The sequence below is a fragment of the Paraburkholderia aromaticivorans genome (genome assembly GCF_002278075.1).
GTDB classification, from domain to species: Bacteria; Pseudomonadota; Gammaproteobacteria; order Burkholderiales; family Burkholderiaceae; genus Paraburkholderia; species Paraburkholderia aromaticivorans.
This window is the reverse complement of record NZ_CP022990.1, coordinates 1,950,060-1,962,974: the sequence shown is the minus strand read 5'-3', so window position 1 is coordinate 1,962,974 and position 12,915 is coordinate 1,950,060. Positions and strand designations below refer to the sequence as shown.

The window sequence follows — 12,915 nt, the reverse complement described above, 5'->3', positions numbered from 1 at the left end:
GAGACGTGAGGCATGAGGCATGAGGCGTAAAAAAAGCGCGGTGGCTATCCACCGCGCTTTTTTTTAACTGGCGATCAACGGCGGCGCGAGCCCGCCGTCGTCGACCGCTCAGTTTGCTGCAGTAGCCGTCTGCTGCACTTTCTTGCCCTTGCCGGAAACCTTGATCTCTTCCAGCTTGATCTCGACGTGGCGGGAGAAGACATATTCGGCCGGACGTTGCTTATCCAGAGGAATGTCCTTCGTGAAAGCGCCCGACGTCTTCGGTCCGCGCAGGCTGACCTTCAGCGCCTTCAGCGGATGCGCCACCGTATCCATCACGGCGGTCGCTTCGAAACCGCAGTGAACCATGCAGTCGGCGCACTTCTCGTAGTTACCCGTGCCGTACTTCTCCCACTGCGTGGTTTCCATCAGTTCCTTGAAGGTCTTCACGTAACCTTCGCCGACCAGATAGCACGGCTTTTGCCAGCCGAACACGGTACGTGCCGGGTTGCCCCACGGCGTGCACTCGTACGTCTGATTGCCGGCCAGGAAGTCGAGGAACATGCCCGACTGGCTGAACGACCAGTTCTTGCCGTTGTTGCCGCGCTTGAAAATTTCGCGGAACAGTTGCTTGGTCTTGTCGCGGTTCAGGAAGTGCTGCTGATCCGGCGCGCGCTCATATGCGTAACCCGGCGAAACGGTGATGCCGTCCACGCCCATCGGACCCAGCGTGTCGAAGAACGCGGCCACGCGTTCCGGCACGGCGTCGTTGAACAGCGTGCAGTTGATGTTCACGCGGAAACCGCGGCGCTTCGCTTCCTTGATGGCGGCAACAGCCTTGTCGTACACGCCTTCCTGCGATACCGAGTGATCGTGCGCCTGCTGATCGCCGTCGAGGTGAACCGACCACACGAAGTACGGATTCGGCTCGTAGTCGTCCATCTTCTTTTCCATCAGCAGCGCGTTCGTGCACAGGTACACGAACTTCTTGCGCGCGATGATGCCCTTCACGATCTGCGGCATTTCCTTGTGCAGCAGCGGTTCGCCGCCAGCGATCGACACCACCGGTGCGCCGCATTCGTCGACGGCGCCCAGGCACTCTTCCAGCGACAGGCGCTGGTTCAGGATGGGATCCGGATAGTCGATCTTGCCGCAGCCATTGCAGGCGAGATTGCAGCGGAACAGCGGCTCCAGCATCAGGGCGAGCGGATAGCGTTTGTTGCCGGAGAGATGCTGACGCATGATGTATGCGCCGACCCGGACTTTCTGTAGCAGCGGAATAGACAAAAGGTCCTCCTTAAACTTCGCGTGCGGCGAGTGGTTGCATCAGCTTCGATGGCAACTTGAATTCGACTTTCTCTTCACGGCCCGCCATCGTCGTGACATCGACAGGCCCCAATGCGCCCAGCGCATCGATTACGTTCTTCACCATTTCTTCCGGCGCCGAAGCACCGGCCGTGATGCCGACGGTCTGCACGTTCGCAAACCATTCCGGCTTCACCTCCGAACCGTCGGCGACGAGATAACTGGCCACGCCGCTTTCGCTGCCGATCTCGCGCAGCCGGTTCGAGTTCGAACTATTCGTTGCGCCCACCACCAGCAGTACGTCCACCTGTTTGCTCAACTCGCGCACCGCCGCCTGGCGGTTTTGCGTGGCATAGCAGATGTCGCGCGTATCAGGACCGACGATGTCGGTGAAACGGCTCATCAGGGCGTCGATAATGCCACGCGTGTCGTCCACCGACAGCGTGGTCTGCGTGACATAAGCGAGCGGCGTGTCGAGCGGCAGGTCCAACGTTTGGACCTCGGCTTCGCTCTGCACCAGCAGCACTTTGCCCGGGATCTGGCCGATCGTGCCTTCCACTTCCGGATGACCCGCGTGGCCGATCAGAATCAGCGTGCGGCCCGCGCCGACATATTGGCGACCCTGCACATGCACTTTGGTGACCAGCGGGCAGGTTGCGTCGAGCACGTCGAGCCCGCGCGCTTCGGCATCACGCTCGACGGTTTGAGCGACACCGTGAGCGCTGAAAATCGCCACGGCGCCTTGCGGCACTTCGTCGAGTTCTTCGACGAAGCGCGCGCCCTTCTGGCGCAGATTGTCGACCACATGGCGATTGTGAACAATCTCGTGGCGTACATACACGGGTGCGCCGTGTTGCTGTAACGCGCGATCGACAATCTCGATTGCACGTACAACACCCGCACAAAAGCCGCGGGGTTGAGCAAGGATGACTCGCATAAATTGGCGAACTCCGACTGACGCGGGTTCGAAGAAGTCGGTAAATATGACTTTATCGCCGCGATCATCTATTTAGTTGACGTCTTGAGGCCCGGCGCCTGCCGGTACAGCAAAACCAAACGCGCATTCTAACGCTATCAGGCCAGCTTTGCTTCGGCGGCGCCCGGCCGGTGTTGGGCGACCGCCGCAGTGGCAAGCCAACGGCCGAAGAAGCAAGCAGGGCCGTCCCTACGAGGATGCGGCAATCATTACACGCTGCAGCGGTTTGACGGAACCCTTAAACTACCCAGTCCTGCGGCGCGTAGGCGCCCACATTACAAAAGGGTTTCGAGGCTCGCTGGATGGACGTCGATCAATACGAAGATTTTCCGGTCCCGAGCGTGTTGCTGCCAAAGGCGCTGCGCGCGCCTATGGGCGTAATCTATCAGGTCGTCCGCACGGCGGGCGACATTGCCGACGAAGGCGACTGGAGCGCGGCCGAGCGGCACGCCCGTCTCGCCGACTTCCGCGCCGGCCTCGACGCGGTGGCGCAGCGGCGCGCGGCACCGGTTCATCCGCTGCTGTTCGGCAAGCTCGCCAGCGTCGTGGCGCAGTATAAACTACCGCTCGCGCCGTTCTACGACTTGCTCCACGCGTGCGCTCAGGACATCGACACCAACCGGTACGCCGACCGCGCCGCGCTGCTGGACTATTGCCGCCACTCTGCGAACCCACTCGGGCATCTGATGCTGCATCTGATCGGCGCGGCCACGCCGGAGAATCTCGCCGACGCCGACGCGATCTGCACGGCGTCGCAGTTGATCGGTTTCTGGCTGGACGTCTCCGCTGACTGGAAAAAGGACCGCGTGTATTTGCCGCTTGCGGACCTGCGGCGCTTCAACGTGACCGAGGCGCATATCGCCAACGGTGTCGCCGATCAGGACTGGCGGGCGCTGATGGCGCACGAGGTGTCCTTCGTCCGCGAGATGCTGGTGCGCGGCGCACCGCTCGCGTTGCGTGTGCCCGGGCGGCTTGGCGTCGAGTTATGCGGCGCCGTTCATGGCGGGCTGCGTTTTCTGGACAGGATCGAGACGGCGGGCTACGACGTGTTTCGCGAGCGGCCGGTGCTCAATACGTTCGACTGGTGCGTCGTCGCGGGCCGCACTGTGGTGATGTGGCTGTCGCGGCGCGTCGGTGTCGCGGCGCGTTCAATCGAGGGTAATGCTTAATGGCGGTGGTTCTGTTTCTTCTTTCGTGTCTTTCCCTGCTGATCTGGTGTGTGTTGCTATTCGCGCGCGGTGGTTTCTGGCGCGCGCGTCCTGCCGCGCCGCTCATCATCGAACCGCGTGCTTCGTGGCCGGCGGTGGCCGCCGTGGTGCCGGCCCGCAATGAGGTCGACGTGATCGGCGAGGCGGTCACTACGCTGCTTCAACAGGACTATGCGGGCGAATTTCATGTGATCGTCGTCGACGACCACAGCACCGACGGCACCGCCGAAGCGGCGCGCGCGGCCGCGTTGCAGTTGCAGTGCCCGGATCGCCTGACCGTGCTGAGCGCGAAGCCGCTGCCGCCGGGCTGGTCCGGCAAGGTATGGGCGCAGTCGCAAGGCATCGAGGCGGTGCGCACGCTGGGCCTGCCCGCGGAGTTTCTCTTGCTGACGGACGCCGACATCGGCCATCCCGCCGATGCGGTCTCGCAACTCGTCGCGCGAGCAAACGCGGAACAGCGCGATCTCGTCTCGCTGATGGTGCGTCTGCGCTGCGATTCGTTCTGGGAAAAGGCGCTGATTCCCGCCTTCGTGTTCTTCTTTGCCAAGCTATACCCGTTCTCGTGGGTCAACAACCCGCGTAATCGCACGGCCGCGGCCGCGGGCGGCTGCATGCTGGTGCGCCGTAGCGCGCTGGAAGAAGCGGGCGGCATCGAGTCGATCCGTGCCGAGCTGATCGACGACTGCAGCCTCGCCGCGCGTATCAAGCATCGCGGCACGGGGCGCCATCCGATCCGGCTGGATGTGGCGGCGCGCAGCGTCTCGCTGCGTCCGTACGACAACTGGCGTGAGATCTGGAACATGATCGCGCGCACGGCCTTCACTCAACTGCATTACTCGCCGTGGCTGCTGGCGGGCACGCTGGCCGGCATGACGATCATCTATTTGATGCCGCCGCTGGCCGCCCTGGTGCTCGGTCCGACAGGCTGGCCCGCATGGCTCGCATGGGCGGCCATGTGCTGCGCTTATGCGCCGATGCTCAGCTACTATCGCCGCTCGCCGCTGTGGGCGCCGTTTCTGCCGCTCATCGCGTTGTTCTATGTCGGCGCGACGTTTGCGTCGGCGGTGCGTTACTGGCGCGGCAAGGGCGGGCAGTGGAAGGCGCGTGTTCAGGCGCCGGTGCAGGAACGCTGAGACAGCGGTCAGAAACAGGTGGAACGGAAAAGCGGCGCTCTCGGGCGGCGCTTTTTCATCTCAGCCTTTGGTGAGCATCATGTAGAGCTGGATCACCATGTCCGGCGAGAACGTGAACGGTACCCAGCCGTGGCCGGTATGGCGCATCACCAGCAAACGGTCGCCGTTCGACTGTTTCTGCACCGCCATGACCGGATTCTTCGTGGACACGAAGCGCCAGCCGGGCGGAATACCCGGCGGCGGTTCCGGCGTCATCGACGCGCGCGCGTTCGACAACTCCTCGATCAGTTGGCCGATCTGCTCCGCGCGCAACGCGACCGTCTGGCCGCCGATCGTCATCGTGATCTCGTTCTGCGCGGGGCGATTGATTTCGAGCGTGGGCTGACGCTGCGGGGCCGGCGCCTTGTCTTCGACATTCGCCTCGGTCACAGCCGCGACCGCTTCCGCTTCCGCGCTGGATCCGGAGGCGACCTGATCCACCGGCGCCATAGGCGCGGCGGTCTGTGCGGATGTCTCGGGGATGTTTTCGGCCTGCGGGGCCACGACAGCCTGAATGAGCTGATCGACGCCCATTTCCAGTGCGCCGAGCTGTTCGTGAAGATTCATGCGAGGTTTCTCTGGTAAGACCCACGATTTTACCTGCTGCGCGTAGGCTTTTACCTTTCGCTAACACAGTGACGTTGTAACAAAATGCTCGCGGCCACGCCGGATCTCCCGGCGCGGGCCGCGTGTTCATGCAGGCATCAATCCTTCAGATACCCCGCTTGCCGGAACCAGTCGAGGGCGTCGCTCAAGCCCTCGCGGTAGGGCCGGGCGCGATAGCCGAGTTCGCGTTCCGCTTTCGTCGAAGTGAAATACATCTTGTTCTTCGACATTTTCAAGCCGTCGACGGTGACGAACGGTTCGCGTTTCGTGATCTTGGCGACCGCTTCGGCGCCCATGGCCAGCGGATAAAGCGGCCAGCGCGGCAAGCTCAGCGTCGGCGCCTTGCGGCCGGTCAGCGCCGCGATATCCGCGAGCATCTGTTGAAGCGGCAGGTTTTCACCGCCGAGAATATAGCGCTCGCCGATCTTGCCGCGTTCGAGCGCGAGGAAATGACCGGCCGCGACGTCGTCCACATGCACCAGGTTGAGCCCTGTGTCGACGAACGCGGGAATCTTGCCGAGCGCCGCTTCCACGATGATGCGTCCGGTCGGCGTCGGTTTGACGTCGCGCGGACCGATCGGCGTGGACGGATTGACGATCACCGCAGGCAGGCCGTCCTCGGCGATCATCCGCTCCACCGCGCGTTCGGCGAGCACCTTGCTGCGCTTGTACACGCCGATAGCCTGATCGGCTCTGAGCGGCGAGGTTTCATCGGCGGACTGGCCGGAACTGGTCACTTTCAGCGTCGCCACACTGCTCGTGTAGACAATGCGCTCGACGCCTTCCTTCAGCGCCGCGCGCATGGTCGCTTCGGTGCCTTCGAGATTCGAGCGCTCGATCTCGCCCGGGTCCGGCGCCCACAGGCGATAGTCGGCGGCCACGTGCAGCAGGTAGCGCACGCCGCGCAGCGCGTTGCGCATCGACGCTTCGTCGCGCATGTCGCCGACCACGATTTCCGCGTCCAGCGACTCGACGTTCTGACGCGGACTGGTGGCGCGCACCAGCACGCGCACCTTGAAACCCTTCTGTTGCGCGATGCGCGCCACCGACGAGCCCACGAAGCCGGAGGCGCCGGTCACGAGCACGAGATCGCGATTCTGTTCGGTCATTCTGTTTCCATTTCCTGCGTGACAGTCGACGGATTGTACGTGGCGCGCGTGTCGCGTGTCGCGCGGGCGGCCTCGAACGGACGGCTGGAGGTGTGCATTGCCGAGCAGGCTCGCCGCGACGCGACTAGAATGCCGGGTTGAACGAATTTTGCGTTGCATGGGACCGGAGTCGGCCCTCAAGCGCTAACTCCGGTCGACAGAGGAGAAGACGGCATGGCCCCGGATCTGGATCAGCGGATCGAAACTTACTACGTGCGGGTGCGCGGCACCGTGCAGGGCGTCGGCTTTCGCCACGCGACCGTGCGGCAAGCCCACGCGCTTGGAATCAAAGGATGGGTGGCGAATCTCGACGACGGTTCCGTCGAAGCCATGTTGCAGGGCTCCGCCAACCAGGTCGACCGCATGTTGTCGTGGCTGCGTCACGGGCCGCCGGCGGCGCGCGTGACCGAGGTGAACGGCGAGGAGCGCTCGACCGAGAAGCGGTACGAACGTTTCGAACAGCACTGAGCGGACTTTTTCGCAAAACATGAGGCGTCGCGCCATCCGTGCGCGACGGCGCGACGCCTTGCGATTTTCACGTGACCACTTCAGTCAGCGGCGTGCTGACGCCTTAACGCGCCACTAGCAAGCTCTCCGCAAAGCCCCAATCTTCTTCGATCCATTGATGGCTGCACGCGAAGCCGGCGTCGTCCGCAATCACGGGCATTTCTTCCGCGCGATATTTGTGGCTGCTTTCGGTCCAGATCGTTTCGCCCGCCTTGAGCGATACAGTCAGCTGTGCCGCGCCCACGTGCGCGGTGATGTCGCGCTTCGCGAGCAGGTGCATTTCGATGCTGCGCGCGTCCGGGTTGAAACGCGCGACGTGTTCGAATGCCTCGAGCGGAAAATCGCCGTCGAGTTCGCGATTGATGCGCGCGAGCAGATTCAGGTTGAACGACGCGGTGACGCCGATCGAATCGTCGTACGCGGCCACCAACACGGGCGTCGGCTTGATCAGATCCGTGCCGAGCAGCAACGCGTCGCCGGGCGCCAGCATGTTGCGGATATCGCGCAGGAAACGCGTCGCCGCGAGTCTGCCGAAATTACCGATCGTACTGCCAAGAAACAGGACGAGTAACCGCTCATTCTTTGCGCGTTGCTTGCTCACCTCGGCGAGGCCGGCCAGGTAATCGCGTTCATAGCCGACAATCGAAATGCGTTCGATGTCGCCGAGTTCGCGCCTGCATAACTGCAACGCGCTGCGCGAAATTTCAATCGGGCAGTAAGAAGTGGGGCGCTTTTTACATAGCGCTTCCAGAATGCGCCGTGTTTTACGGCCGCTGCCGCTGCCAAGTTCGGCGACCGTCACATCATGCGGCAGGTGCGCGACGATGTCCGCCGCGTGCTTCGCGAGCAGACGTTCCTCGGCACGCGTCACGCCATATTCCGGCAGCACGGTGATCACTTCGAACAGCGCGGAGCCCACTTCGTCATACAGATACTTGGACGGCAACTCTTTTTGCGGCGTATGGGTCAGGCCCGCGCGAACGTCGGCGGCGAAGGCGGAGCGTAGGTCGGGCGATGCGTCGTGCGATAGGGCTGGCTGGGTCATGCTGTCTCCAGTAGTCACATTCGGTGAGCGGGATTGGTGCCGGGGCGGCGGCACGCGCGGTGAAACGCAGTCTAGGCGCGCCGCGGAGAAGAAAGGCGGGCAGAGTCCGTGGGACTGCCATTGCCGGCCCGGCATCATGAATGCTGCACATCAGTCCCCAGCGATGTCCCGCGGGGCGTTGCCAACGACGATGCAAACGGCGTCGCAACACTTCGTAGCAAGATTCGCGCTTGAGCGGCTTCGCGCGAGACGGTGTGCGATATCGCGATGAAAAACCCGGCTTTGCCGGTTGCACGTGAAGTTATGTTCTAGTGCACCTACGCGCAATGCGCACGGAATAATTGCAGGCTGCCGGCAAAAGCCTGCGGGCTACTGGACGGATACCCGTCTAGAATGCCGGCTTGCATTGCTTTCAATGACAAAAAACGCAGCGCGAGATTCGCACTGCTCCGCTTGAGACTTCGATTCCAATGACCACGACCCACGCCGCGCGACGGGATGCTGCGCCGCAAACCCACCCATCACCCAATGCGTGCTTGTCTGCGGCGATCGCCGACGCGACCGCGCGGCGAGGCGCTCAATGATTCAGTATGACCCAAAGCGCGGTATCGCGTTGTCGGTCTGCGCGTCGGCGATGTTCGCATTACTCTCCGCTTACGCAACGCTGCTCGCTCCGTTGAGCGGCCTCGATATTTTCGCGTGGCGCATCATATGGACCGTGCCTGGTGCGCTATTGCTGGTCGCATTGCGAAAGCGCCTGCCCATTCTGCGGCAGCTTCTTTACCGCATGGTGACCGAGCCGGCACTCGGCGTGGCGATGATCGTGAGCGCCGCCTTGCTCGGCGCGCAACTGTGGGTGTTTCTTTGGGCGCCGCTGCATGGCCGGATGCTCGAAGTCTCGCTCGGCTATTTCCTGCTGCCGCTGATGATGGTGCTGGTCGGCCGCTTCTATTATCACGAGCGTCTCGACGGTTTGCAGTGGTCGGCGGTTGCGTGCGCGGCGGCGGGCGTCGCCCATGAACTGTGGGTGACCGGCGCCTTTTCCTGGCCGACCTTGCTGGTCGCGATCGGCTATCCGCCGTATTTCGTGTTGCGCCGCAAAATCAATCAGGATTCGCTAGCCATGTTCACCGTGGAAATGGCGCTGCTCCTGCCGGTGGCGATCGTCGTGGCGTTCAGCAGCGATTCGCTGCCGATGATCTCCGGGCGCCTGGATATGTGGTGCGTGTTGTTGCCCGGCCTCGGCGCACTGAGCACCATTGCGCTGGCTTCGTACCTGAAGGCGAGCCGGTTGTTGCCGGTCGCGTTGTTCGGCATTCTCGGCTACGTCGAGCCGGTGCTGCTGGTGCTGGTCTCGATCACCTTGCTCGGCGAAACGCTCAGCGCGGCACAGTTGGCCACCTACATTCCAATCTGGATCGCTGTCGCGTTGACGGCATTGCACAGCGTGCGCCTCGTTCGCTTTGCGCCAGGCTGAGCCGGGTCGATCCTGATCGAGCGCGCAGCCGTCCAGTCAGGCGGCGCGCTTTAGTGATGTGCCGCTGTGCGGTCCGCATTGATACGCGTCGGCCCGACCTGCGCCTCGATCGCTGCGCGCAGCGCGGGCCGCCAGCCGAAGCCGAACAACGCTTCCGCGAGGACGAAGAGCGGTCCGATCAGCAGGCCGATCACATCGTCGACAAAGGCCGGCTTGCGATGCTCGTAAGCAATATGGCCGATGAACTGAAACACCCAACCCACCAGAAAGAGCCCGACGCCGCTTGCGAGCCACGCCAGCGTGGATTGCGCCGCCGTCCACTGGCCGAATCCGATGCACAGGGCGGACACGATCGCCATCATCAACCCCAGCGGCACGTCGAGCACGAGGTAATAGAGCGTTGCCGCGACGAACAGCAGCCACGCCGGCGACAGGATCAGCGGCAGCGCGCCGACCGCGAAGGCAGGCCGGCTCAACAACACCGCCAATGCCAGCACGATCATCGGAATGCCGATGAAGTGCGTGGCGATATTGCGCCGGTCCCGATGGTAGGCCGCGTATTGCGTGAGCTGTTGCGTCAGCGTTCTCATGGATGCCGCTCCTTCGTTAAAGTCAGCATAATCGCGGGCAGCGGAATTTGAAACCATCGGGTAGCCGACAATCGGGCACGGATGCCGTCTTATGACTGCCAGTTTTCCATTGAACAATCTCGCCGTATTGCTCGAGCGCAGCGCGTGGTTTCGCTCGGCGCCGGCTGCCATGCAGGCGCAATTGGTGGAGGCGGGGCGACTCGAACGCCTCGCCGCCGGTCAGCGGCTCTTCACACGCGGCGATTCCGACGACGGCCTCTATTGCGTGCTCGACGGCCTCGTGAGAATCGGTGCGGCCAGCCCGGCCGGCAAGGAAGCCTTGCTCGCCGTCATCGAGCCGGTGAACTGGTTCGGCGAGATTGCGTTGTTCGACCAGCGGCCGCGAACCCACGATGCGTATGCCGAGCGCGATTCCGAACTGTTTCATGTGCCGCGCGCCGCACTTGCCGCGCTGCTCGAACGCACGCCGGCTTATTGGCACGTGTTCGGCTTGCTGTTGACACAGAAGTTGCGCCTTGCCTTCGACGCGATCGAAGAGGCCGCATTGCTGCCCGCCGCGCAGCGCGTGGCGCGCCGTGTGTTATTGATGGCGGGCGGCTATGGCGAGCCCGGCGCATTGCGGCGTGTGCTCAAAGTCCCGCAGGAAGATCTCGCGATGATGCTGGCGCTCTCCCGGCAAACCATCAACCAGGCGCTGAAGCAGTTCGAAACGCAAGGCGCGCTGAAGCTCGGCTATGCGGAAATCGAAATTACCGACGTTCAGAAGCTGGCCGCTTTGGCGCAGCTGAATCTGCCCGCCGCTTGACGGCTGCGCGTTTGTCGTTGCCTGCCTATACGTCGCGCGATGCACCGCATGGCGACGCATCTTTATACGCATTTTACGGCGCGCCCCTATTTCTATCGCGATTCGCTATGCCCAGCCCGGTAAGGTCGAGGCATCCGGGTCAGGAAGCGAAGATATGCATGGAGATAGCGTTCGGGAAGGTGTGTCATTACCACGTAGAGCCGTCCGTTTTCCGGCGGCGCGCGGCTTGACGATCATGTTCGCGGCGATCGTGTTCCCATTCGCAACCCACGTGCACGCCGCTGACGCTGATGTGAATGCACAGCCAACCGCATCCGCTCCAATCGCCGCCAGCGACGCAAACCTGGAAGCCAGCTTGCCGACTCTCGGCGACATCACCGCCGTGTTGCGCGCGCAATTTCGCGTGGCGCCGACCGAATCGCTGAAGATTGCCCGCGCAGTGCTGACCGAAGCCGACCGCCACGCCATCTCGCCCATCTTGCTGCTCGCCGTGATGGCGGTCGAATCGAGCTTCGATCGCTATGCGGTTAGCGTCGCGGGCGCGCGAGGGCTCATGCAAGTCCTGCCCGCCGCGCATCCGCAATTGATTGCGGGTGCAACCGATCTGTCCGATCCGGCTATCAACGTGCGGATCGGCTCGACCATCCTGCGCCGCTACCTCGACGAGAGCGGCGGCGATCTGGATGCCGCGTTGCTTCGCTACAGCGGCGGCGGCCGCGGCTATGCGCGGCGCGTCGTACTGCGTATGCAGCGTTTCGACGCAAGCTTGCGCCGCGAATGAAACACTCATTCGCGGCGCAGTGAGGAGAGATCGAACGGGGATTGGCTAGTTCACTATGCCGGCAAACTCGGCGCGTAGATCCTGCAGCCTGTCGCGCGCGGTGCTCAGACGCTCGACGAGTTGTGCCGACGCGCGCGAGATCGGCATGCGTGTCTCGTCGCTGAGCGAATGATCGAAGGCCAGCATGGCTTTGACGGCGGATGGATTGGGCGCGGCGAACAGGAGCCGCAAAACGGGCAGCAAGCTGGCGAACAGATTGCGCGCGTCCACGTCGCGTTGCGCTTGCAGCAGATCCCGAAACGCTACCAGCAGGTCGGCGCAGACATGCGCGCTGGCGAGAATGCCACCGGTTCCGCCGTGATGCAGACAGTCGTCCAGCGCTTCGTCGGTGCCGCACAGCACGTTGATCGGCAGCGCGCTCAATTTGCCGAAGTGCTCCTTCACGCATTCCTTGATCGCGACGATGTTGCCGCACTCGATGAGCCGCGCGACGGTATCCGGCGCGATCGTCACGCCGGTTCGGTGCGGCACGTTATACAGGACGACGGGACGCTCGGTCGCGCCCGCGGCCTGCTCGAAGTGCCACTGCACGCCCGCTTGATCCGGGCACACATAAGAGGGTGCGGAGACCAGATAGCCCGCGCAATCCCAACGCTCGTAGCGCTGAATGTCGTGCAGCACGTCGCGCGTATTCGAACCGCCGACGCCGATCAGCATCGGCAGACGGGAGCGGACTACTTCGCTCAGCGCCTGCAACACGGTGAGACGCTCGGCGTCGTGCAACAAAGCGGCTTCGCCCGTTGTGCTCAACGCGACAATGCCGGTGATCTCCGTGCGCAAGTAGTAGTCCGCAAGGCGCTGCAATGCGTCGATATCGACTTCGCCGTTACGCAGCGGCGTGACAATGGGCAACCAGATACCGGAGAACATGATCAGCGCGCCTTCGCGGCCGCGCTGCGGCGCTTCAATGGCCCGATCATCGCGGCGGGGAGGGTCGAGATCAGCGTGTGCAGTGTGAAGTCGAGGTCGTCGACGGCAATGTCGAGTTGAACGCGGATGTCCTGGCGCCTCGCCTCCGTGGCGACGACATAGACACCGAGCGGAGAATGAAGCAGTACCCGAAGCTGGGTGCCGGGCAACTCGCACGATCGGTGAGGCAGGGTGACCTGCAGGTGAACGCGTGCCGAGGGAAAGGGAATGACATTGCTACGTTGAACGCGCGACTCGTGGAACGGCTGCGCGGCGAAGCCACCGACTGATTGTGTGAGAGCCATGTGTTGCGGCGTTCGTCGACGCCATGGTTGATCAAGACAGTT

At 63.2% G+C, this 12,915-nt stretch carries 14 protein-coding genes; 6 read left to right on the top strand and 8 right to left on the bottom strand.

Annotation, left to right across the window (positions count from 1 at the left end; genetic code table 11):
- Window positions 1–108 precede the first annotated feature (108 nt).
- Window positions 109–1,266 carry an adenosyl-hopene transferase HpnH gene (gene hpnH / locus CJU94_RS28510; RefSeq protein ID WP_095421949.1) on the bottom strand — a complete coding sequence of 386 codons (1,158 nt, stop codon included), beginning with the start codon at window positions 1,264–1,266 and terminating at the stop codon, window positions 109–111.
- A 10-nt stretch (window positions 1,267–1,276) separates the two neighbouring features.
- The gene (gene ispH / locus CJU94_RS28505; protein WP_095421948.1) at window positions 1,277–2,221 is read right to left on the bottom strand and encodes a 4-hydroxy-3-methylbut-2-enyl diphosphate reductase; all 945 of its coding nucleotides are present in this window, start codon (window positions 2,219–2,221) and stop codon (window positions 1,277–1,279) included.
- Between the two features lie 341 nt (window positions 2,222–2,562).
- On the opposite strand from ispH, the gene hpnC reads away from it, so the two are divergent.
- Window positions 2,563–3,429 (top strand): squalene synthase HpnC, encoded by an 867-nt coding sequence (gene hpnC, locus CJU94_RS28500; RefSeq protein ID WP_095421947.1) that lies wholly within the window; start codon window positions 2,563–2,565, stop codon window positions 3,427–3,429.
- Window positions 3,429–4,601 carry a glycosyltransferase gene (locus CJU94_RS28495; RefSeq protein ID WP_095421946.1) on the top strand — a complete coding sequence of 391 codons (1,173 nt, stop codon included), beginning with the start codon at window positions 3,429–3,431 and terminating at the stop codon, window positions 4,599–4,601. The genes hpnC and CJU94_RS28495 overlap by 1 nt, the downstream gene beginning before the upstream one ends.
- 60 nt (window positions 4,602–4,661) lie before the next feature.
- On the opposite strand, the gene CJU94_RS28490 is transcribed toward CJU94_RS28495, so the two are convergent.
- Window positions 4,662–5,207, bottom strand: coding sequence for a hypothetical protein (locus tag CJU94_RS28490; RefSeq protein WP_095421945.1), 546 nt, complete (start codon window positions 5,205–5,207; stop codon window positions 4,662–4,664).
- A 137-nt stretch (window positions 5,208–5,344) separates the two neighbouring features.
- Window positions 5,345–6,355: a hopanoid-associated sugar epimerase gene (hpnA, locus tag CJU94_RS28485; protein WP_095421944.1), complete on the bottom strand. Its 1,011-nt coding sequence runs from the start codon at window positions 6,353–6,355 to the stop codon at window positions 5,345–5,347.
- 213 nt (window positions 6,356–6,568) lie between these two features.
- Between hpnA and CJU94_RS28480 the strand changes: the two genes are divergently transcribed.
- The gene (locus CJU94_RS28480; protein ID WP_095421943.1) at window positions 6,569–6,862 is read left to right on the top strand and encodes an acylphosphatase; all 294 of its coding nucleotides are present in this window, start codon (window positions 6,569–6,571) and stop codon (window positions 6,860–6,862) included.
- 103 nt (window positions 6,863–6,965) lie between these two features.
- On the opposite strand, the gene egtD is transcribed toward CJU94_RS28480, so the two are convergent.
- Window positions 6,966–7,946, bottom strand: a complete 981-nt coding sequence (gene egtD / locus CJU94_RS28475) for an L-histidine N(alpha)-methyltransferase (protein WP_095421942.1) — start codon at window positions 7,944–7,946, stop codon at window positions 6,966–6,968.
- Between the two features lie 580 nt (window positions 7,947–8,526).
- On the opposite strand from egtD, the gene rarD reads away from it, so the two are divergent.
- Window positions 8,527–9,423, top strand: a complete 897-nt coding sequence (gene rarD / locus CJU94_RS28470; protein WP_095421941.1) for an EamA family transporter RarD — start codon at window positions 8,527–8,529, stop codon at window positions 9,421–9,423.
- Between the two features lie 50 nt (window positions 9,424–9,473).
- On the opposite strand, the gene CJU94_RS28465 is transcribed toward rarD, so the two are convergent.
- Window positions 9,474–10,013: an Mpo1 family 2-hydroxy fatty acid dioxygenase gene (locus CJU94_RS28465; RefSeq protein ID WP_095421940.1), complete on the bottom strand. Its 540-nt coding sequence runs from the start codon at window positions 10,011–10,013 to the stop codon at window positions 9,474–9,476.
- 91 nt (window positions 10,014–10,104) lie between these two features.
- Between CJU94_RS28465 and CJU94_RS28460 the strand changes: the two genes are divergently transcribed.
- Together CJU94_RS28460 and CJU94_RS28455 are read left to right on the top strand one after the other, a co-directional pair.
- Window positions 10,105–10,818: a Crp/Fnr family transcriptional regulator gene (locus CJU94_RS28460; protein ID WP_095421939.1), complete on the top strand. Its 714-nt coding sequence runs from the start codon at window positions 10,105–10,107 to the stop codon at window positions 10,816–10,818.
- A gap of 235 nt (window positions 10,819–11,053) precedes the next feature.
- Window positions 11,054–11,599 (top strand): lytic transglycosylase domain-containing protein, encoded by a 546-nt coding sequence (locus CJU94_RS28455; protein WP_095422835.1) that lies wholly within the window; start codon window positions 11,054–11,056, stop codon window positions 11,597–11,599.
- Window positions 11,600–11,644: 45 nt separating this feature from the next.
- On the opposite strand, the gene CJU94_RS28450 is transcribed toward CJU94_RS28455, so the two are convergent.
- Window positions 11,645–12,529 carry a 4-hydroxy-tetrahydrodipicolinate synthase family protein gene (locus CJU94_RS28450; protein WP_095421938.1) on the bottom strand — a complete coding sequence of 295 codons (885 nt, stop codon included), beginning with the start codon at window positions 12,527–12,529 and terminating at the stop codon, window positions 11,645–11,647.
- A gap of 2 nt (window positions 12,530–12,531) precedes the next feature.
- Window positions 12,532–12,873, bottom strand: coding sequence for a hypothetical protein (locus tag CJU94_RS28445; protein WP_095421937.1), 342 nt, complete (start codon window positions 12,871–12,873; stop codon window positions 12,532–12,534).
- Window positions 12,874–12,915 lie beyond the last annotated feature (42 nt).